This is a genomic window from Streptomyces sp. NPDC102451, from assembly GCF_044765485.1.
In the GTDB taxonomy this organism is placed as follows: Bacteria; Actinomycetota; Actinomycetes; order Streptomycetales; family Streptomycetaceae; genus Streptomyces.
The window spans coordinates 200,399-217,683 of record NZ_JBIWKD010000014.1 but is presented as its reverse complement, the minus strand read 5'-3'; the positions used below and the strand labels follow the sequence as shown (position 1 = coordinate 217,683).

Genomic DNA, 17,285 nt, shown 5'->3' with positions numbered 1-17,285 from the left:
ACGCCAACCCCGCAACTACCTGGCCTTTCTCGGCCTCGCCGCCGCCCTTTGCTGCTACAAGCGACTCCTCCGACTCACCACATAGGACACGGTCTAAGCCACTATCAAGTGAGTGTGTATGCCTTCGTTCGACATTTCCCGGTCCCGTTTCCGGCTGGCCGACGAGCATCTGATCGTGCTCTCCGAGCTGGCTGCGGGGAGCGCGGTGCCCGAAGAGTTCACGACAGCCCGGCAGGAGCTGCTGGACTGCGGCCTCATCGACGAGGCGGACAAGCTGTCCCCGCTGCTGCTGCCGCTGATGAAGACGGTCCTCTCACCGGGTGTGGTCATCTCGCTGGAATCCGCCGGTCGTCAGGGGCGGCTGCACCACGGCATGCTCATCGGTGAGGAGCACGTCGTCGCGCATGAAGTGTGGCCGGGTGAGGGTGAGGCCGAGTACTCCTGCGTTGAGCCGAAGATGCTGGTGTGGAAGCTCGCCGACATGGTGAACCTGCAGCGGTCTTCGACTGACCATGACACGGCTGCCTCTGTTGTCGAGACGACCATCGGCACCGCCGAGGCGGGTCTCGCGATCCTGGAGGGCGCGAGCCTCGGCCGGACCGCCGAGGAGGAGCTCGTGGCCATCCGCACGGCCCTCGCAGCGGGCGGCGGACTGCCCGGGCCGGCGCTGACCCTCCTTGCCGACCTGATCTCCGAGCTGCGGTCGAGCTGGCGCCTGACGGCGGCCTGGCGCAACCAGGTCGACGGCAGGGATGTCGCGGAGGCCCGTGGTTTCGCCGTCTGGGACTGCGGTCGCCTCGGGTACTGGCTGCGTGAGCTGCCCACCGAACCCGTGCCCGAGGACCGGGTTACCCCGGATGCACCCTTCCGGATCGTCCGCGCGGAGGCCGGGACGATCTGGAAGCGGATCACCGGGCTTCTGCCCGATGCAGCCGAACTCCGGCGGGCGGCAGGCCGTCCGTCCGCTGACGGGTAATCCGGCCTGTAGGGCAGGTCGCTGTGTCTGCCCGCCCGACGTCGTGCATCCCCGGCGGCATCATGCGGCTGCTGGACGCGTACGACGTCCAGTTGTCCGGCAAGCACTTCGTCGTGTGGGCCGCAGTGCGATCCTCGGCAAGTCGATGACCAATGCGGTCCTGCTCGCGCAGACGGTGGAGGCCGTCGAGCGGGGGCGCGGGGCGCCCTGAGCGTCGCCCGGCGCCCGAGTCCCGAAGCTCGGGGGGCCGAGCTTCGGGACCGAGGTGTCACTCGTTCGAGTGGGCGGGGGAGGGCTCCGGCCCGGCGCTTGAGCTTCGGGATCCGGGGGTCGGGATCCGAGAGTCGGGAGTCGAGCGCTGTTGTTCATCCGGCTGGGAAAAGAAGGGAAAAGAAGGGGAAGGAAAAAACCTTCCCACCCTCCCTACCCCGTCACGGCCAGCAAGTATGACTAATCGTGAGCGAGTTGCGGCGCAGAGTCGCGACTGCTTACGGTGCGTGCAACGAAGCGACCCCGACGCGGTGTTAGAGCACCGGCCGGGGTCTCACCCCAAGATCAGAGACAGGCCGATCCCGTGGCTGTTCAGCAGACTAACTCCGCCCCGAGTGCGCCCGCATCCTCACGCCCCTACCGCCAGGCCCGTACCGGCTACGGCAAGCGATCCGCGCCCGATCAACGGCCCTTCTCCGCCGATGACTTCGCCCTGCTCCCCGAGCGTGAGCGGTACGTCGCCGGGTACGTCGACCATCTGCCCGACGGCGCCGCCATGGACATCAAGTCCCTCGCCAAGGACCTGCCGTTGTACGGCCAGATGGCCATCGGGTCCGCTCTCAGGGCGCTCGCCGTGGCCGGGCACCTCCGTCATGTGCGCTGCCGCGTGGAGTCCCTCGGTCAGAGCCGCTGGGTCACCCTCACCTTCTGGTCCCGCACCGCCCGCGACAACGAGTGGTGGGCCGAGCGGCTCGCGACCGGCGGCAGTGGAGTCGCCGCGCCTGAAGGGCCCGCCTGCGAGGCCCCGGCAGTCCCGCTGCAGCGAACCCCGGAAGCGCCGCAGCCCGACCCCGCCGGGCCGCCCCCCGCCTACCTCGCCCTGGCCCGGCTCGGTCGCACGGAGCCGCGCCTGGCGCTCTCCGCCGCCGACTGCACGGCCCTGGAGAGCCTCGCCGCCGTCTGGTTCGAGCGCGGCGTGGACGCCGACTACATGGCCCGCGCCCTGACGTCCGGGCTGCCCGACCAGGTCGGTTCGCCCGTCGGATTCGTACGCCGCCGCCTCACCGACAAGGTTCCGGCGCAGCTGCCGCAGACCCCTGCCGCGCCGGAGGCCTCCGTACGCCGCCTGCTGGTCGAATGCAGCGAATGCGGGCGCCCCGGGCCCGCCGACGCACTGCCCGACGGTCTCTGCCGCTCCTGTCGCCAGGCCCCTCCGAAAGAACCCGGCGAACCGCTCGCCGAGCGCGACATCGAGGCCCACATGCGGCTCCTCCGCGACAAGCTCCGGATGCCCTGAGCGGATTCAGTCCTGCGCGGCCATCCGTACGAACGCCGCCCACTGGCCCGGCCCGACAGCGAGGACAGGCCCAGCCGGCCGCTTGGAGTCGCGGATGTGGACGGAGGTGTCGGTGGCTGCCACCTCGACGCAGTCGCCGCCGTTGCCCGCGCTGTAGCTGCTTGTGAACCATGTCCGCCGGATCGAGTGTGGTTTCGGTACTTCAGTACTCATTGCTCTCCCAACAGCCTCTCGATGAAGGCCAGCGACTCCCTCGGAGTGAGCGCCTGGGCCCGGAGTACGCCGTAGGTCGATTCGAATGCGCCGACCGTCCTCGGATCCGAGTGCAGTGCGCTCCGGTCCTGCACCTCCATGTACGCCATCCTGCGCTGATCTCCGATGTGGAGCAACGTGAACGCCCCGGCCAGCCCGGCGTGTTCCTCGCGATCGGTCGGCATGACCTGGATCTCGATGTTCCGCTCGTGCCCGAAGTGCAGAAGCTGCTCCAACTGGCCGCGCAGGACGCTGCGTCCCGCCGAGTGGACGCCGGAGGACGGTCTCCTCGATGACGAAGCTCAGCAGCGGTGCCGGGCGCCGTGAGAAGAGTTTCTGCCGCTCCATGCGCGCGGCGACGCGCTGTTCCACCGTGTCGGAATCCAGCAGTGGACGCCACATCTCGAACACGGCACGCGCGTACGCCTCCGTCTGCAACAGCCCCTTCACCACATGGCTGTCGTACGCGTGCAGCTGGGCAGCCTCCGCCTCCAACTGCGCGTACTGACGGAAGAACGACGGATACCGGGCCCGCCCCACCTCCCCCTTCATCGCCACCAGCACCCCACGACCGTCCACCGCCCGGTCGACCGCCTCGACCATCTCCGGCTTCGGGATGCGTCGGCCCTGCTCGACCGAAGCGATGTGCGCCTCGCCGTAGCCGACGCTCGTGCCCAGTTCCGCCTGGGTGAGGCCCGCCGCCTCGCGCAGCAGTTTCACCTGACGGCCGAAGCTGTGAACGACACCGTGAGCCTGGTCGTCGGTGAGCTGGCCGCGAACGCGGTCACGCACGGGCTGGTGCCGGGGCGGGAGACGTTGCTGCGGCTGGTCCGGGTGACCGGGGAGCGGGTGCGTGTGGAGGTCGCCGATACGCGGGGGGAGTGCTGGCCCGTCGTCCGTGGCGGTACGTCCGCCGACGGGGAGGCCGGCCGGGGGCTGGTGCTGGTCGATGCGCTCGTCGAGGCCTGGGGCGTCGTGCCACGGGAGGGGGCACCGGGCAAGACCGTCTGGGCCGAGGTCGCCGTGCCGGCGGTAACCTAGGCCTCCTCGCTCATCTGCGCCTGCGGTGACCGGTGTTGAGGGCTGCGCGGGCCGGGGGGCGGGGTGCCTGTTCGTGGTTCCGTATGGAGGCGTCCTGTGACAGCCGGAATACCCAGCTCCCGTATCGACACCAGCAAGCCGCACCCGGCACGGGTCTACGACTGGCTGCTCGGCGGGAAGGACAACTACCCGGTCGACCAGGAGGTCGCGGAGAAGCTGCCCGCCGAGGCGCGGGCCAACGCGGCACGGAACCGGGCGTTCATGCACCGGGCGTCCGCCTGGCTGGCCGGGCAGGGCGTCGACCAGTTCCTGGACATCGGGACCGGCATCCCCACCGCGCCGAATCTGCACCAGATCGTCCAGGCCGTCACCCCGAGCGCCCAGGTCGTCTACGCGGACAACGACCCCATCGTGCTCCGTCACGCGGAAGCCCTGCTGGTGAGCCACCCCGACGGTGCGACCGACTACATGCACGCGGATGTGCGGCAGCCGGAGGCGATCCTCGAACAGGCGGGCAAGCTGCTGGACTTCACGAGGCCCGTCGCGCTGTCCCTCATCGCACTGATGCACTTCCTGCCGGACGAGCAGGACCCGTACAGCATCACCCGCACGCTGGTCGGGGCGCTGCCGCCGGGGAGTTACCTGGTGCTGTCGCACGGGACCGCCGATCAGCACCCGGAGCTCAAGCAGGAGACGGAGACGGCGTACAAGAAGGGCGCGATCTCGCTGCGGATGCGTACGCGCGCGGAGGTCGAGCCGTTCTTCGAGGGGCTGGAGCTCGTCGAGCCGGGGCTCGTCACCGCGCCCGAGTGGTACCGCGAGGAGCCGGCGCCGGTGTACGAGCGGAGCGGGTTCTACGTCGGAGTGGCGCGGGTTCCCCAGCCGGGCTGGTTCCCTGGCCGACAGGTTTCCTAGGCGGGCAGGCCCAGGGGCTTCGCCATGCAGATGCTGCTGTCGTACGTCCGGTAGTGGCCGAACTTCTCGCAGACCGTGTAGCCGCTCGACGTGTACAGCGCGATCGCCTCGGGCTGCTGGTCGCCGGTCTCCAGGACCATGCGGATGCGGCCGGCCGCGTGGGCGTCGGCCTCCAGGGTGGCGAGGATCCGGCGGGCGAGGCCCCGGCCGCGGCCCTCGGGGACGACGAACATCCGCTTGATCTCGGCGTCGCCGTCGGAGTACCCCTCGTCGTTCCGCTCCTGGCTGCGCCAGCCTCCGGTGGCCAGTGGGCGGGCCTGCTCGTCGTAGGCGAGCAGGTACAGTCCGCGCGGCGGATCGAACATGGCGGCGTCGAGCGGTGTGATGTCGCCCTCGTCGCCGTAGCGCTCGGCGTATTCGAGCTGCACCTGGTCGTTGAGTTTCACGGCGTCGGGGTGGTCGAAGGGCCGAGGTTGGATAAGCATGCGCACGATGGTACATGTATGCGCAGGGGGTGTGTAGGTACTGTACCTGGATGCTGACTGTTACCACCGTGAATGTGAACGGGCTCCGTGCCGCCGCGAAGAAGGGCTTCGTCGAGTGGCTGGGGCAGACCGAGGCCGATGTGATCTGCCTCCAGGAAGTCCGCGCCGAAGCGCAGCAGCTCCCCGAGGAGGTGCGTGAGCCCGAGGGCTGGCACGTCGTGTACGCCCCGGCCGCCGCCAAGGGGCGCGCGGGCGTGGCCCTCTACACGCGGCACGCGCCGGAGCGCGTCCAGATCGGGTTCGGCGGGTTCGAGGTCCCGGGGAGTGGCGAATTCGACACCTCCGGTCGCTACGTCGAGGTGGACCTCCCGGGCGTGACGGTCGCCAGCCTCTACCTCCCGTCCGGTGAGGTCGGCACGGAGCGGCAGGAGGAGAAGGAGCGCTTCATGGCGGCCTTCCTCCCCTATCTCCAGGGGCTGAAGGCGCGGGCGGCCGCCGAGGGGCGCGAGGTGGTCGTGTGCGGCGACTGGAACATCGCGCACCAGGAGGCCGACCTCAAGAACTGGAAGGCCAACAGGAAGAGCTCCGGCTTCCTCCCCGAGGAGCGGGCGTGGCTCACCCGGGTCTTCGACGAGGCGGCGTACGTGGACGTGGTCCGCGCGCTGCACCCGGACGAGGAGGGCCCGTACTCCTGGTGGTCCTACCGGGGCCGGGCCTTCGACAACGATGCGGGATGGCGCATCGACTGCCAGGTGGCCACGCCCGGTCTCGCCGGCCGCGCGGTCAAGGCGTGGGTGGAGCGAGCCGCCACGCACGGCGAGCGGTGGAGCGACCACGCGCCGGTGACGGTCACCTACGAGCGCTGATCGTCCTTGCGCAGCCGCCGGTCCAGCGCCATCGACAGCTCGGCGTCCACCACCGCCTGGGCCAGCGTGCGTAGTTGGTCCGGCTCGGTGTGTGCGGTGTGGGTGCGCAGGACGCGTACGAAGAGGTCGGCCAGGGCGTCGGCGTGCTCGCGGACCTGGCGGCCCGCGGTGAGTACGGCGTCGAGCGGGACCCCGGCGCGCACCAGTTCGGAGGATGCCTCCAGCAGGCGGCGGCTTATGTGGACGATCTCGTCGCCGTCGATGCCGAGGTAGCCCAGCTCCATGGCGGCGGCGAGGTTCTCCGCCGTGGCCTGGTCCTGGAAGTAGTCGGCGAGCTGCTCGGGCGTGAGCCGGACCGGGGTCTCCTCGGTCGGTTCGCCCAGGCCGAGCACCTCGGCGACATCGCGGCCGCTGTCGAAGGTGGTGGCGAGGTCGGCGATGCCGTTGAGGGTGTGGCCCCGCTCCAGCAGGCCCGTGATGGTGCGCAGCCGGGCCAGGTGGTGGTCGTCGTACCAGGCGATGCGGCCCTCGCGGCGAGGTGGGTGGATCAGGCCGCGCTCCCGGTAGAAGCGCAGGGTGCGCACGGTGATGCCGGCCTCCTCGGCCAGCTCCTCCATGCGGTACTCGCGGTGCTCGCGTCCTTCAGCCACACCCGCACCCTATGTTGTACCGCCGGTAACTTTCCTCGTCCCGCCCCCTACCCATCAGTACGGAGCTGCTCTACTCTCCCAACAATGCCAGTGATTGCTGGCAGAGTCGTATCACGTACCGCGGGGAGGCAGCATGGCCCAGCACGAGCATGTACGAGTGGCGGTGATCGGATCCGGATTCGGGGGCCTCGGAGCCGCGGTCCGGCTCCGCCGCGAAGGCGTCACCGACTTCCTGGTCCTCGAACGTGCCGCCGCCGTCGGCGGCACCTGGCGGGACAACAGCTACCCGGGCTGCGCCTGCGACGTCCCGTCCCACCTGTACTCGTTCTCCTTCGCGCCCAACCCGGACTGGCCGCGCACCTTCTCGGGGCAGCAGCACATCCGCGCCTATCTGGAGCACGTGGCCGACACCTTCGGGCTGCGCCCGCACATCAGGCTGAACCATGAAGTCACGGTCATGCGCTGGGACAACGACGAGCTGCACTGGGTGATCGAGGCGGCGAACGGTTCCACGATCACCGCCGACGCCGTCGTCTCCGCCACCGGCCCGCTCTCCGACCCGAAGCTCCCGGACATCCCGGGGCTCGCCGAATTCCCCGGCAAGGTCTTCCACTCCGCGCAGTGGGACCACGACTACGACCTGAGCGGCAAGCGCGTCGCCGTGGTCGGGACCGGCGCCTCGGCGATCCAGATCGTCCCGGAGATCCAGCCGAAGGCCGGCCGGCTCACCCTCTTCCAGCGGACCCCGCCCTGGGTGATGCCGCGCATGGACCGTGCCATCAGCGGTGCCGAGAAGTGGCTGCACCGGACGCTCCCCTTCACCGCCACCGCGCGGCGCGGACTCCTGTGGGGCATCCGGGAGTTGCAGGTGGGCGCCTTCACCAAGCACCCCAACCAGCTCGGGATCGTCGAGTCGATAGCCAAGTCGAACATGGCGCGGGCGATCAAGGACCCGGCGCTGCGGGCCAAGCTGACACCCTCGTACCGCATCGGCTGCAAGCGCATCCTGCTCTCCAACGCCTACTACCCGGCGCTCGCGCAGCCGAATGTGGACGTCGTCGACTCAGGGCTCTCCGAGGTACGGGGCTCCACCCTGGTCGGGTCGGACGGTACGGAGACCGAGGCCGACGTGATCATCCTCGGTACCGGCTTCCATGTGACGGACATGCCGATCGCGAACCGGGTCGTCGGCGCCGACGGCATCACCCTCGCCGAGTCCTGGAAGGACGAGATGCAGGCGCTGCGGGGCGCGACCGCCGCCGGCTTCCCCAACTGGATGACGATCATCGGCCCCAACACGGGGCTCGGGAACTCCTCGATGATCCTCATGATCGAGTCCCAGCTGAACTACATGGCCGACTACCTGCGCCAGCTGGACGTCCTGGGCGGCCGTGTCGCGCTCGACGCGCGGCCGTCCGCCGTGGGCGCCTGGAACCGGCGGGTCCAGGACCGGATGAAGCGGACCGTCTGGAACACCGGCGGCTGCACCAGCTGGTACCTCGACGCCAACGGGCGCAACACCACCGTCTGGCCGGGCACGACCGCCGAGTTCCGGCGGGCCACGCGCTCGGTCGACCTGGGGGAGTACGAGGTCGTCCGTCCCCCCGCCGTCCATTCCACGGCGCAGGCCGTGACCGAGGAGGCCGCACGATGAGCCGGCTGACGCAGCGGGCGGACACCCCGCCCGTACCCGTTCCCGTACGCGAACTGAGCGTCGTCTCCGCCGACGGCTCACGCATCCATGTCGAGCTGCACGGCCCCGAGGACGCCCCCGCCGTCGTCCTGGCCCACGGCTGGACCTGCAACACCCGCTTCTGGGACGCCCAGGTGCGGGACCTGGCGGTGGACCACCGGGTCGTCGTCTACGACCAGCGCGGCCATGGGCGTACGCCCGAGGCCGGTCCGGGCGGATACAGCACGCGTGCGCTGGCCGACGACCTCGAAGCGGTTCTGAAGGCCACCCTGGAGCCGGGCCGTAAGGCGGTGCTCGCCGGCCACTCCATGGGCGGGATGACGCTGATGGCGGCGGCCGGCCGCGCCGCCGTACGGGAGCACGGGGCGGCCGTGCTGCTGTGCAGCACCGGCAGTTCGCGGCTGACGGCCGAGTCGCTGGTGCTCCCGCTGCGGGCCGGTGCGCTCCGCACCCGGATGACCACCGCCGTCCTCGGCGCTCGGGCGCCGCTCGGGCCGGTCAACGCGGTGTCCAGGGCGATTCTCAAGTACGCCACGATGGGGCGCGGTTCGGCCCCGGAACGGGTGGACGCCTGTGCCAGGATCGTCCACGCGTGTCCCCGCAGGGCGCGGGTCGCCTGGGGACACGTGCTCGCGGAGCTCGACCTCGAGGCGCGCGTACGGGAACTGCGGCTGCCGACGGCGGTGATCGCGGGTACGGAGGACCGGCTGACGCCGCCCGTGCACGCGAGGGCCATCGAAGCGGCGCTGCCGCAGAGCCTCGGGCTCACCGAGCTGGCGGGCATGGGCCATATGACGCCGGTCGAGGCGCCCGAGGCGGTCACGGCGAAGCTGCGCGAGCTGGTGGCCCTGTACGTCACTGTGGAAGGCGCGGGCAGTACGGCGGAAGCCGTGAGCGAGGAGGAGGTCGCATGAGCGGCAGGCGGAGTCTCGAAGGTCAGGTCGTCGTCGTCACGGGCGCCGCGCGGGGAGTGGGCGAGCTGCTGGCCCGCAAGCTGTCGGCGCGGGGCGCCACACTGGCGCTGGTCGGCCTGGAGCCGGACGAGCTGAAGAAGGTCTCGGAGCGGCTGCATTCGGAGAGCGGCCACTGGCACGCGGACGTCACCGACCACGAGGCGATGAGCCGGGTCGCCGAGGAGGTCAAGGCGCGCTTCGGGAAGATCGACATCGTCGTCGCCAACGCGGGTGTCGCCTCCGGGGGACCGCTCGTGGACTCCGACCCGGAGGCGTGGCGGCGGGTCATCGAGGTGAACCTGATAGGCGGCGCGGTGACGGCGCGGGCGTTCCTGCCGGTGCTCATGGAGAGCCGCGGCTACTTCCTCCAGATAGCGTCGCTGGCCGCGATCACCCCGGCGCCGATGATGAGCGCGTACTGCGCGTCCAAGTCGGGCGTGGAGGCCTTCGCGCACTGCCTGCGCGGCGAGGTCGGACACCGGGGTGTGCGGGTCGGGGTCGGCTATCTGTCCTGGACCGACACGGACATGGTGCGCGGTGCCGACGAGGACGACGTCATGCGGGAGTTGCGGCAGCGGCTGCCGTGGCCGACGAACCGCACGTACCCCCTGGGTCCGGCGGTCGACCGGATCGTGGCCGGGATCGAACGGCGCTCCGCGCACGTGTACGCCCAGTGGTGGCTGCGCGGGATGCAGTCGATCCGGGGGTACCTGCCGATGGTGGTCGGGACCGTCGGGCAGCGCGAGATGAAGCGGTTCGGGTCGCGGCTCGACGGGGTCAGCAAGGGGCTCGTGGGGGCCGGTGGCGAGGCCGACCGGAAGGCCCGCGTCTCTCGTTGATGATCGAAATGCGGTGAATGTCCGGGTGTGTAAGTCTGAGCGAGGTCCCACCGGGACCGACCCCACGCACCCACATAGGAGTGAACAGCATGGGCATCGCAGACCAGTTCAAGGACAAGGCGCAGGAGCTTGCCGACCAGGCCAAGCAGCAGAAGGCCGGCGGCAAGCGGGACGAGGCGCGTGAGCGTTCCTCGGACCGCTCGGACCGTGCCCAGGACCAGGCGCAGGGCCGTCGGCCCGGCGCCCGCGACCGGGCGCAGGACGCTGCGGACCAGGCGCGTGAGCGTTCCGGTCGCTGACGCACTGCGCGTCTGAGGTCTGTTGGGGCGTACCCAGGGTTCTGGGTACGCCCCTTCTTTGCGGGGTGCGGGGTGCGGGGTGCGCGGTGCGGCTTTCGGGGCTCCGCCCCGGTCCCCCGCTCCTCAATCGCCGGAGGGGCTTGATTGTGCCGGGCTGAGCTTGATTGTGCCGGGCTGGGCTTGGTTTGTGGGCTGAGCTTGATCTGGCCGGGCTGGGCGGCTACCTCGGGGGCAGTGGGGGCCTGCGTAGGTTCGGGGCCGTGTCGTAGCTGGGGGGTGTGGCTGCCGGGTGGGCGGCCAGCAGGTCCAGGGCGATCCTGACCGCGTCGTCCAGTACCGCGTGGCGGCCCTCCGCCCAGTCCAGCGGGGTGCGCAGGGCCTCCAGGTCGGGCTCGACGCCGTAGTTCTCGACGGACCAGCCGTACGTGTCGAACCAGGCCGCGTTCATCGGCACCGTGATCACCGTGCCGTCGCCGAGCTTGTGCCGGCCGGTCATCCCCACCACGCCGCCCCAGGTGCGCTGGCCCACCACAGGGCCCAGCTTCAGCAGCCGGAACGCGGCCGTGATCATGTCGCCGTCCGAGGACGTGGCCTCGTCGGCCAGGGCGACGACCGGGCCCCGGGGGGCGTTGGAGGCGTAACTGACCGCCTGGGCGTTGCGGGTCAGGTCCCAGCCGAGGATGGTGCGGGTGAGCTTCTCGACGACCAGCTCGCTGATGTGGCCGCCCGCGTTGCCCCGTACGTCCACGATCAGCGCCGGACGCGAGACCTCCAGCCGCAGATCCCGGTTGAACTGGGCCCAGCCGGAGCCGCCCATGTCGGGGATGTGCAGGTAGCCGCACTTGCCGTGGCTCAATTCCCGTACGACCTCACGGCGCTTGGCCACCCAGTCCTGGTAGCGCAGGGGGCGTTCGTCGACCAGGGGGACGATCGCGATGCGCCGGGACCGGCCGCCGCACTCGCCCCCGGCCGGGCGGAACGTCAGCTCCACCGTGGTGCCGCCCGCCGCCGTCAGCAGCGGGTACGGGCCCGCCACCGGGTCGACCGGCCGGCCATCGACATGGGTGAGGACGGCGCCCTCCCTGATGCCCGTACCGGCGAGCGGTGAACGGGCCTTGGAGTCCGAGGAGTCGCCGGGCAGGACGCGCTGCACCGTCCAGTCGCCGTCGCGGCACACGAGGTTGGCGCCCAGCAGGCCGATCGCCCGCTGGTAGTGCGGGGGTCCCTCGTTGCGGCGGGCCGGCGAGACGTACGCGTGGGAGGTGCCGAGCTCGCCGAGGACCTCGCGCAGCAGATCGGCGAACTCGTCGGGTGAGGCGACGCGTTCGACCAGCGGACGGTACTGCTCCAGCACGCCGTCCCAGTCGATGCCGCACATGTCCGGTTCCCAGAAGTAGGCCCGGGTGATGCGTCCGGCCTCCCCGTACGCCTGGCGCCATTCCGCCGCCGGGTCGACGTCGTGCAGGATGCGGCGCAGGTCGAGGAAGACCGTCGTGTCGTTGTCGCCGGGCTCGTTGGACGGTACGGCGCGCAGCTCGCCGTCGTCCATGACGACCAGCCGGGTCGCGTCCCCGCTGACCGCGAACCAGTCGAGGTGGCCGACCAGTTCGGTCTTGCGGGCCTTGGCGATGTTGAAGTGCTCCAGCGTGGGCCGGCCGGACATGTCCGCCGGGTTCGCGAAGGTCTCGCCCAGCGCCCCGGAGATCGGCCAGCGCAGCCAGACGAGGCCGCCGCCGCTGACCGGTTGGAGCCCCGAGTACTTCGACGCGGAGACGGGGAACGGGGTGACCCTGTTCTCCAGCCCCTCGAACTCCACCATGACCGTCGGCCCCTCGACCGGGCCCTCGGGGATGTCCACCGGGTCCAGGCCGCCCGCCGCCGGCCTGCCGTCCGGGAGCAGGGCGAAGGGGGAGGGGGTGGCGGAGGAGAGGGGGACCAGATAGGGGCGGCAGCCCAGCGGGAAGGAGAGGTCGCCGGTGTGGACGTCGTACACCGGGTCGAAGCCGCGCCAGGACAGGAAGGCGAGATAGCGGCCGTCGCCGGTGAAGACGGGGTTCTCGTCCTCGAAGCGGCCGTTGGTGACATCCACTATCACCGGGGCGTCGGGGCCGGTGATCCGCGCGAGTTTGATCTGCCGCAGTGACCGGCCCACGCCGGGGTGCGACCAGGTCAGCCAGTGGCCGTCCGGGGAGAACGCGAGATCGCGGACCGGGCCGTTCACGGAACGGATGAGCTCGGTGACCTCCGTGGTGTCCCCGGCCCCGGTGCCACCGGCCCCGCTGTCCCCGGCCCCGGCGGCCCCGGATTCCACGAGGCTGCCTTCGACGCGGCCGCTCTCCAGGTCCTCGATGACCTCGACGACGTCGACGATCCCGGCCTCCGCGCCCTCCCCCGTGTCCAGCAGCAGGAGCCGGCCGTCGTTCGACGCGATGGCCAGCCGTTCGCCCTCCGGGTCGGAGATCAGCTCGTGGACCCTGCCCAGCTGCCCGGCGGCCAGCCGGCGGGGCGGGCGGTCGCCGCTGGCCCGGGGGAGGTAGGCGATCTCGACCGCGTCGTCGCCCTCCGCGTCCGTGACGTACGCGACCTGGCCGCTGCTGCCGAGCATCTCCGGCAGCCGGACCCGCACCCCCGGGGTGTCGGCGATCGTACGGGCGGGGCCGTCGCGGTGGGTGAGCCAGTACAGGCTGCCGCGCACGGAGACGGCGCTCGCCCGGCCCGTCTCGTCGACGGCCAGCGAGTCGACGTTGCTGGACGCCGGCACCTGGTACGTACGCCTGCCGGTCCGGGGCCCTCCGAGCCGTACGTCCAGTTTCCGGGGCTTCGCGTCCTTGGACTCCAGGTCGTCGACCAGCCACAGGTCGCCGCCGCACTGGTAGACCACCCGGCTGCCGTCGCTGGAGGCGTGCCGGGCGTAGAACGCGTCGTGGTCCGTGTGCCGGCGCAGATCGCTGCCGTCCATCAGGCAGGAGTACAGATTGCCGACGCCCTGGTGGTCGGAGAGGAACGCGATGCGGCGCCCGACGAACATCGGCGCGTCCAGGTGCCCGTCGATGTCCGGCAGCAGCCGCTCGCCGTGCAGCCAGAGCCGGCCCATGGCGCCGCCCCGGTACCGCTTCCAGGCCGCCGGCTCGTGCGGCGGCTTTCCGGTGAGGAGCAGGGTGCGCCGCTCGCCGTCGATGTCGGCGACCGCGATGTCGGAGACGGGCCCCCAGGGGAGCTTGCCGCCGGGGCTTCCGTCGGTGGGGACGCTGTACGCCCAGGAGAAGTACGAGAACGGCTGGTTGTGCGAGGACACGGCGAGGATCTGGGACGAGTCCCCGGGGTCGGGGCTCCAGCCGCAGACCCGGGCGTCGGTCGACCCCCAGTAGGTGAGCCTGCGGGCGGGCCCGCCCTCGACGGGGACGAGGTGGATCTCTGGGTCGAGCGTGCGCCAGGTCGTGTAGGCGATGCGGCTGCCGTCGGGCGAGAAGCGCGGATGACTGACCCTGGTCCGGTCGATGGTCAGCCGCCACGCCCGGCCGGGCCGTTGCCCCGCCGGGGCGAGAGGGGCGACCCAGAGGTCGTCCTCCGCCGCGAAGCAGAGCAAATCCTTGTGGAGGTGCGGGAAACGGAGATACGCGACGTCGTCACTCACCCTCCAATGCTTTCCGTGTGAAGGGCCCGCGGCAACTTGTGGTGCAGGACACAAGCGAAACTGTTTCGTTTCGCTTGGGGCGGGGAGTATCTTCGAAGTGTACGAAACAGTTTCGTTCCGTTAGTTGATCTTCGACTGGCGTACGATCCAGCAGGCGCGAGGAAGAGGAGGTCGACCCATGGCACGCAGCCGGCTCACGCCCGAACGTGAGAACGAGCTGTACGAGGCCGTGCTCGACCTGCTCGGCGAGGTCGGCTACGAAGCCCTGACCATGGACGCCGTCGCCGCCCGCACCCGTTCCAGCAAGGCCACCCTCTACCGCCAGTGGGGGAGCAAGGCCGAGCTGGTCGTCAAGGCGCTCCGGAACGACAAGCCGGTGCACCTCGGCGATGTCGACACCGGTTCGCTCCGCGGCGACTTCCTCGCCGTGATGGGGCGCACCGACGACTGCCAGATGGAGAAGAACTCCGCACTGCTGCGGGGTCTGAGCCATGCCGTCCACAACAACCCCGATCTCTTCCAGGCACTGCGCGAGCTGCTGATCGAGCCGGAGATGACCGGACTCGGGGCGATGCTCCAGCGGGCCGTGGACAGAGGGGAAGTCCCGCCGGACAATTCGGCGCTTCCTTATGTGCCCCACATGATGATCGGCGCCTTCGCCGCACGGGAGCTGGTCGACGACCGCCCTGTCGACCAGGCGTTCCTCATCGACTACGCGGAATCCGTGGTGTTCCCCGCCCTCGGCGTCTGACGTCCCCTTTTCTCCTCCCGTACGACCTGTCTCCGACGCTCCACCTGACACGCCGCTCTCGTCGTCGGGCTGGTTCCTCACGCCCTCTTCCACTCAACGACCTGACCGGGAGTAACCCCTCCGTGGCTACATTCCTGTACAAACTGGGACGGCTCGCCTTCCGGCGTCGCCGTTACGTCGCCCTGATCTGGGTGGCCCTGCTGGCGCTGGCCGGGTTCGGTGCCTCGTCCGCCGCCACCGCCACCTCCAGCTCCTTCTCGATCCCCGGCACGGAGGCCCAGAAGGCCTTCGACCTGCTGGAGGAGCGCTTCCCCGGCGGCAGCGCCGACGGCGCCACCGCCCGGATCGTCTTCAAGGCCCCCGAGGGCGAGAAGGTGTCCCAGGCGGCGAACAAGTCCGAGATCCAGGGGATCGTCGGCGAACTGAAGTCCGGCTCGGACCAGATCGCCTCCGTCGCCGACCCGTACAAGGCGAACGCCGTCAGCAAGGACGGCTCGACCGCGTACATCTCCGTGTCCTACAAGGTCAGCTCGATGGAGCTGACCGACGCGACGCGGGAGGCCCTGGAGGACGTGGGCCACGACGCGCAGGACAGCGGCATGAAGGTGGAGATCGGCGGTGACGCGCTCCAGGTGATGCCGGAGACGGGGGCCACCGAGATCATCGGTGTCGCCATCGCCGCCGTCGTCCTGGTGATCACCTTCGGCTCGCTGATCGCCGCGGGGCTGCCGCTGCTGACCGCCCTCATCGGGGTCGGTATCGGGGTCTCGACGATCACCGCGCTGGCCAACGTCCTGGACCTGGGCTCCACCACCTCGACGCTCGCGATGATGATCGGCCTCGCGGTCGGCATCGACTACGCGCTGTTCATCGTCTCCCGCTACCGCGCCGAACTGGCCGAGGGCCGGGAGCGTGAGGAAGCCGCCGGGCGGGCCGTGGGAACGGCCGGGTCCGCCGTGGTCTTCGCCGGTCTGACCGTCGTCATCGCGCTGGTCGGCCTCGCCGTCGTCAACATCCCCATGCTCTCCAAGATGGGCTTCGCCGCCGCCGGTACGGTCGCGATCGCCGTCCTCATCGCCCTCACCCTCGTCCCGGCGCTGCTGGGCTTCGCGGGCAAGCGGGTCCTGGGCCGCAAGGCGCGCAAGGCCGCCGAGGCGGAGAACAAGCCCGAGGCGAAGCCGAACATGGGTACCCGCTGGGCCCGGTTCGTGCTGCGCCGCCCGGTGTGGGTGCTGCTGGTGGGTGTCCTCGGCCTCGGCGCCATCGCCGTACCGGCCGCCTCGCTGGAGATGGGTCTGCCGGACGACGGCGCCCAGCCGAAGTCGACCACGCAGCGCCAGGCCTACGACATGCTCTCCGACGGCTTCGGCCCCGGGTTCAACGGCCCGCTGATGGTCGTCGTCGACACCAGCAAGAGCTCCGACGGCAAGGCCGCGGTGAACAGGGTCTCCGACGAGATCGAGGGCTCCGGCGGCGTCGCCGCGGTCACTCCGGCCGTCTTCAACAAGGCCGGCGACACCGCGACCATCACGGTCATCCCCAAGGACCGGCCGAGCTCCGTCGAGACGGAGAACGTGGTCCACGCCATCCGTGACGCGGGCGACGGCATCAAGAGCGACACGGGTGCCGAGGTGCTGGTCACCGGTGCCACGGCGATGAACATCGACTTCTCGGAGAAGATGAACGACGCGCTGCTGCCCTACCTGGCGCTCGTCGTCGGCCTGGCCTTCCTGCTCCTGATGGTGGTCTTCCGCTCGGTCCTCGTCCCGCTGAAGGCGGCCCTCGGCTTCCTGCTCTCGGTCGTCGCGGCCCTGGGCGCGGTCGTCGCGGTCTTCCAGTGGGGCTGGCTGGGCTCGCTCTTCGGGGTCGAGCAGACCGGTCCGATCATGAGCATGATGCCGATCTTCATGGTCGGCGTGGTCTTCGGCCTCGCGATGGACTACGAGGTCTTCCTGGTCACGCGGATGCGCGAGGCGTACGTCCATGGGGAGACCCCCGGCCAGGCGATCGTCACCGGCTTCAAGCACGGCGCCCGGGTGGTCACGGCCGCCGCGGTGATCATGATGGCCGTCTTCGCCGGCTTCATCGGCTCCTCGGAGCAGATGATCAAGATGATCGGCTTCTCGCTGGCCATCGCCGTCTTCTTCGACGCCTTCGTGGTGCGGATGGCGATCGTGCCGGCGGTGCTCGCCCTGCTCGGCAGGCGCGCCTGGTGGCTGCCGCGCTGGCTGGACCGTGCGCTGCCCAACGTGGACGTCGAGGGTGAGGGCCTGCGTAAGGACCTCGCCGAGGACGGGCCGTCCGAGGGCGGCGGCGAGCGGGAGCTGGTCCGCGTCTGACGCGACGAGACCCCGGGGCGCGCGTCTGAGCGGAACGCGCCCCCGGAGCGCCGGTTACCTGTGGGGACGGGGGGCCGGGGCGACA

At 70.6% G+C, this 17,285-nt stretch carries 15 protein-coding genes and 2 pseudogenes; 12 read left to right on the top strand and 5 right to left on the bottom strand.

Annotation, left to right across the window (positions count from 1 at the left end; translation table 11 throughout):
• Nucleotides 1-118: 118 nt before the first annotated feature.
• From ACIRD8_RS27670 to ACIRD8_RS27660, 3 genes and pseudogenes are all read left to right on the top strand, one after another.
• A complete protein-coding gene (locus ACIRD8_RS27670) occupies nucleotides 119-976 on the top strand; it encodes a histidine kinase (RefSeq protein ID WP_403997026.1) in 858 nt (285 codons plus the stop codon).
• Between the two features lie 41 nt (nucleotides 977-1,017).
• Nucleotides 1,018-1,118, top strand: a pseudogene (locus ACIRD8_RS27665) (bifunctional 5,10-methylene-tetrahydrofolate dehydrogenase/5,10-methylene-tetrahydrofolate cyclohydrolase); the annotation flags it as partial.
• Between the two features lie 432 nt (nucleotides 1,119-1,550).
• The gene (locus ACIRD8_RS27660) at nucleotides 1,551-2,483 is read left to right on the top strand and encodes a MarR family transcriptional regulator (protein ID WP_403997023.1); all 933 of its coding nucleotides are present in this window, start codon (nucleotides 1,551-1,553) and stop codon (nucleotides 2,481-2,483) included.
• A gap of 6 nt (nucleotides 2,484-2,489) precedes the next feature.
• On the opposite strand, the gene ACIRD8_RS27655 is transcribed toward ACIRD8_RS27660, so the two are convergent.
• Together ACIRD8_RS27655 and ACIRD8_RS27650 are read right to left on the bottom strand one after the other, a co-directional pair.
• The gene (locus ACIRD8_RS27655) at nucleotides 2,490-2,696 is read right to left on the bottom strand and encodes a DUF397 domain-containing protein (RefSeq protein ID WP_403997020.1); all 207 of its coding nucleotides are present in this window, start codon (nucleotides 2,694-2,696) and stop codon (nucleotides 2,490-2,492) included.
• Nucleotides 2,693-3,455, bottom strand: a pseudogene (locus tag ACIRD8_RS27650) (Scr1 family TA system antitoxin-like transcriptional regulator). The gene ACIRD8_RS27655 and the pseudogene ACIRD8_RS27650 overlap by 4 nt, the downstream one beginning before the upstream one ends.
• On the opposite strand from ACIRD8_RS27650, the gene ACIRD8_RS27645 reads away from it, so the two are divergent.
• Together ACIRD8_RS27645 and ACIRD8_RS27640 are read left to right on the top strand one after the other, a co-directional pair.
• A complete protein-coding gene (locus ACIRD8_RS27645) occupies nucleotides 3,381-3,776 on the top strand; it encodes an ATP-binding protein (protein WP_403997017.1) in 396 nt (131 codons plus the stop codon). The pseudogene ACIRD8_RS27650 and the gene ACIRD8_RS27645 overlap by 75 nt on opposite strands.
• Nucleotides 3,777-3,872: 96 nt before the next feature.
• On the top strand, nucleotides 3,873-4,691 hold the full coding sequence (locus tag ACIRD8_RS27640; RefSeq protein ID WP_403997014.1) for an SAM-dependent methyltransferase: 819 nt from the start codon (nucleotides 3,873-3,875) through the stop codon (nucleotides 4,689-4,691).
• Here ACIRD8_RS27640 and ACIRD8_RS27635 read toward each other — a convergent pair.
• Nucleotides 4,688-5,176 (bottom strand): GNAT family N-acetyltransferase, encoded by a 489-nt coding sequence (locus tag ACIRD8_RS27635; RefSeq protein WP_403997011.1) that lies wholly within the window; start codon nucleotides 5,174-5,176, stop codon nucleotides 4,688-4,690. The two genes, ACIRD8_RS27640 and ACIRD8_RS27635, sit on opposite strands and share 4 nt — an antisense overlap.
• Before the next feature lie 50 nt (nucleotides 5,177-5,226).
• Between ACIRD8_RS27635 and ACIRD8_RS27630 the strand changes: the two genes are divergently transcribed.
• Nucleotides 5,227-6,042: an exodeoxyribonuclease III gene (locus ACIRD8_RS27630; RefSeq protein WP_403997008.1), complete on the top strand. Its 816-nt coding sequence runs from the start codon at nucleotides 5,227-5,229 to the stop codon at nucleotides 6,040-6,042.
• On the opposite strand, the gene ACIRD8_RS27625 is transcribed toward ACIRD8_RS27630, so the two are convergent.
• On the bottom strand, nucleotides 6,030-6,659 hold the full coding sequence (locus tag ACIRD8_RS27625; RefSeq protein ID WP_403997069.1) for a MerR family transcriptional regulator: 630 nt from the start codon (nucleotides 6,657-6,659) through the stop codon (nucleotides 6,030-6,032). The genes ACIRD8_RS27630 and ACIRD8_RS27625 overlap by 13 nt on opposite strands.
• A 166-nt stretch (nucleotides 6,660-6,825) precedes the next feature.
• On the opposite strand from ACIRD8_RS27625, the gene ACIRD8_RS27620 reads away from it, so the two are divergent.
• The 4 genes from ACIRD8_RS27620 to ACIRD8_RS27605 all read left to right on the top strand — a co-directional run bounded on the left by ACIRD8_RS27620 (nucleotide 6,826) and on the right by ACIRD8_RS27605 (nucleotide 10,476).
• Nucleotides 6,826-8,346, top strand: coding sequence for a flavin-containing monooxygenase (locus ACIRD8_RS27620; protein ID WP_403997005.1), 1,521 nt, complete (start codon nucleotides 6,826-6,828; stop codon nucleotides 8,344-8,346).
• Nucleotides 8,343-9,299, top strand: coding sequence for an alpha/beta fold hydrolase (locus tag ACIRD8_RS27615; RefSeq protein ID WP_403997003.1), 957 nt, complete (start codon nucleotides 8,343-8,345; stop codon nucleotides 9,297-9,299). Before ACIRD8_RS27620 ends, ACIRD8_RS27615 begins: the two co-directional genes overlap by 4 nt.
• Nucleotides 9,296-10,177: an SDR family oxidoreductase gene (locus tag ACIRD8_RS27610; protein WP_403997000.1), complete on the top strand. Its 882-nt coding sequence runs from the start codon at nucleotides 9,296-9,298 to the stop codon at nucleotides 10,175-10,177. The genes ACIRD8_RS27615 and ACIRD8_RS27610 overlap by 4 nt, the downstream gene beginning before the upstream one ends.
• 89 nt (nucleotides 10,178-10,266) lie before the next feature.
• Nucleotides 10,267-10,476, top strand: coding sequence for a hypothetical protein (locus tag ACIRD8_RS27605; RefSeq protein WP_403996997.1), 210 nt, complete (start codon nucleotides 10,267-10,269; stop codon nucleotides 10,474-10,476).
• A 220-nt stretch (nucleotides 10,477-10,696) separates the two neighbouring features.
• Here ACIRD8_RS27605 and ACIRD8_RS27600 read toward each other — a convergent pair whose 3' ends face one another.
• Nucleotides 10,697-14,110 carry a S41 family peptidase gene (locus ACIRD8_RS27600; RefSeq protein WP_403996994.1) on the bottom strand — a complete coding sequence of 1,138 codons (3,414 nt, stop codon included), beginning with the start codon at nucleotides 14,108-14,110 and terminating at the stop codon, nucleotides 10,697-10,699.
• A 178-nt stretch (nucleotides 14,111-14,288) separates the two neighbouring features.
• Between ACIRD8_RS27600 and ACIRD8_RS27595 the strand changes: the two genes are divergently transcribed.
• Nucleotides 14,289-14,861: a TetR/AcrR family transcriptional regulator gene (locus ACIRD8_RS27595; RefSeq protein ID WP_403996991.1), complete on the top strand. Its 573-nt coding sequence runs from the start codon at nucleotides 14,289-14,291 to the stop codon at nucleotides 14,859-14,861.
• Between the two features lie 122 nt (nucleotides 14,862-14,983).
• The gene (locus tag ACIRD8_RS27590; RefSeq protein ID WP_403996988.1) at nucleotides 14,984-17,200 is read left to right on the top strand and encodes an MMPL family transporter; all 2,217 of its coding nucleotides are present in this window, start codon (nucleotides 14,984-14,986) and stop codon (nucleotides 17,198-17,200) included.
• The last annotated feature ends 85 nt before the right edge of the window (nucleotides 17,201-17,285 follow it).

Excerpts from the sequence above, each read along its gene's own strand:
- ACIRD8_RS27670 (WP_403997026.1), top strand. The coding sequence starts at position 119 with ATGCCTTCGTTCGACATTTCCCGGTCCCGTTTCCGGCTGGCCGACGAG.
- ACIRD8_RS27620 (WP_403997005.1), top strand. The coding sequence starts at position 6,826 with ATGGCCCAGCACGAGCATGTACGAGTGGCGGTGATCGGATCCGGATTC.
- ACIRD8_RS27635 (WP_403997011.1), bottom strand. The coding sequence starts at position 5,176 with ATGCTTATCCAACCTCGGCCCTTCGACCACCCCGACGCCGTGAAACTC.
- ACIRD8_RS27630 (WP_403997008.1), top strand. The coding sequence starts at position 5,227 with ATGCTGACTGTTACCACCGTGAATGTGAACGGGCTCCGTGCCGCCGCG.
- ACIRD8_RS27625 (WP_403997069.1), bottom strand. The coding sequence starts at position 6,659 with ATGGAGGAGCTGGCCGAGGAGGCCGGCATCACCGTGCGCACCCTGCGC.
- ACIRD8_RS27615 (WP_403997003.1), top strand. The coding sequence starts at position 8,343 with ATGAGCCGGCTGACGCAGCGGGCGGACACCCCGCCCGTACCCGTTCCC.
- ACIRD8_RS27655 (WP_403997020.1), bottom strand. The coding sequence starts at position 2,696 with ATGAGTACTGAAGTACCGAAACCACACTCGATCCGGCGGACATGGTTC.
- ACIRD8_RS27605 (WP_403996997.1), top strand. The coding sequence starts at position 10,267 with ATGGGCATCGCAGACCAGTTCAAGGACAAGGCGCAGGAGCTTGCCGAC.
- ACIRD8_RS27595 (WP_403996991.1), top strand. The coding sequence starts at position 14,289 with ATGGCACGCAGCCGGCTCACGCCCGAACGTGAGAACGAGCTGTACGAG.
- ACIRD8_RS27610 (WP_403997000.1), top strand. The coding sequence starts at position 9,296 with ATGAGCGGCAGGCGGAGTCTCGAAGGTCAGGTCGTCGTCGTCACGGGC.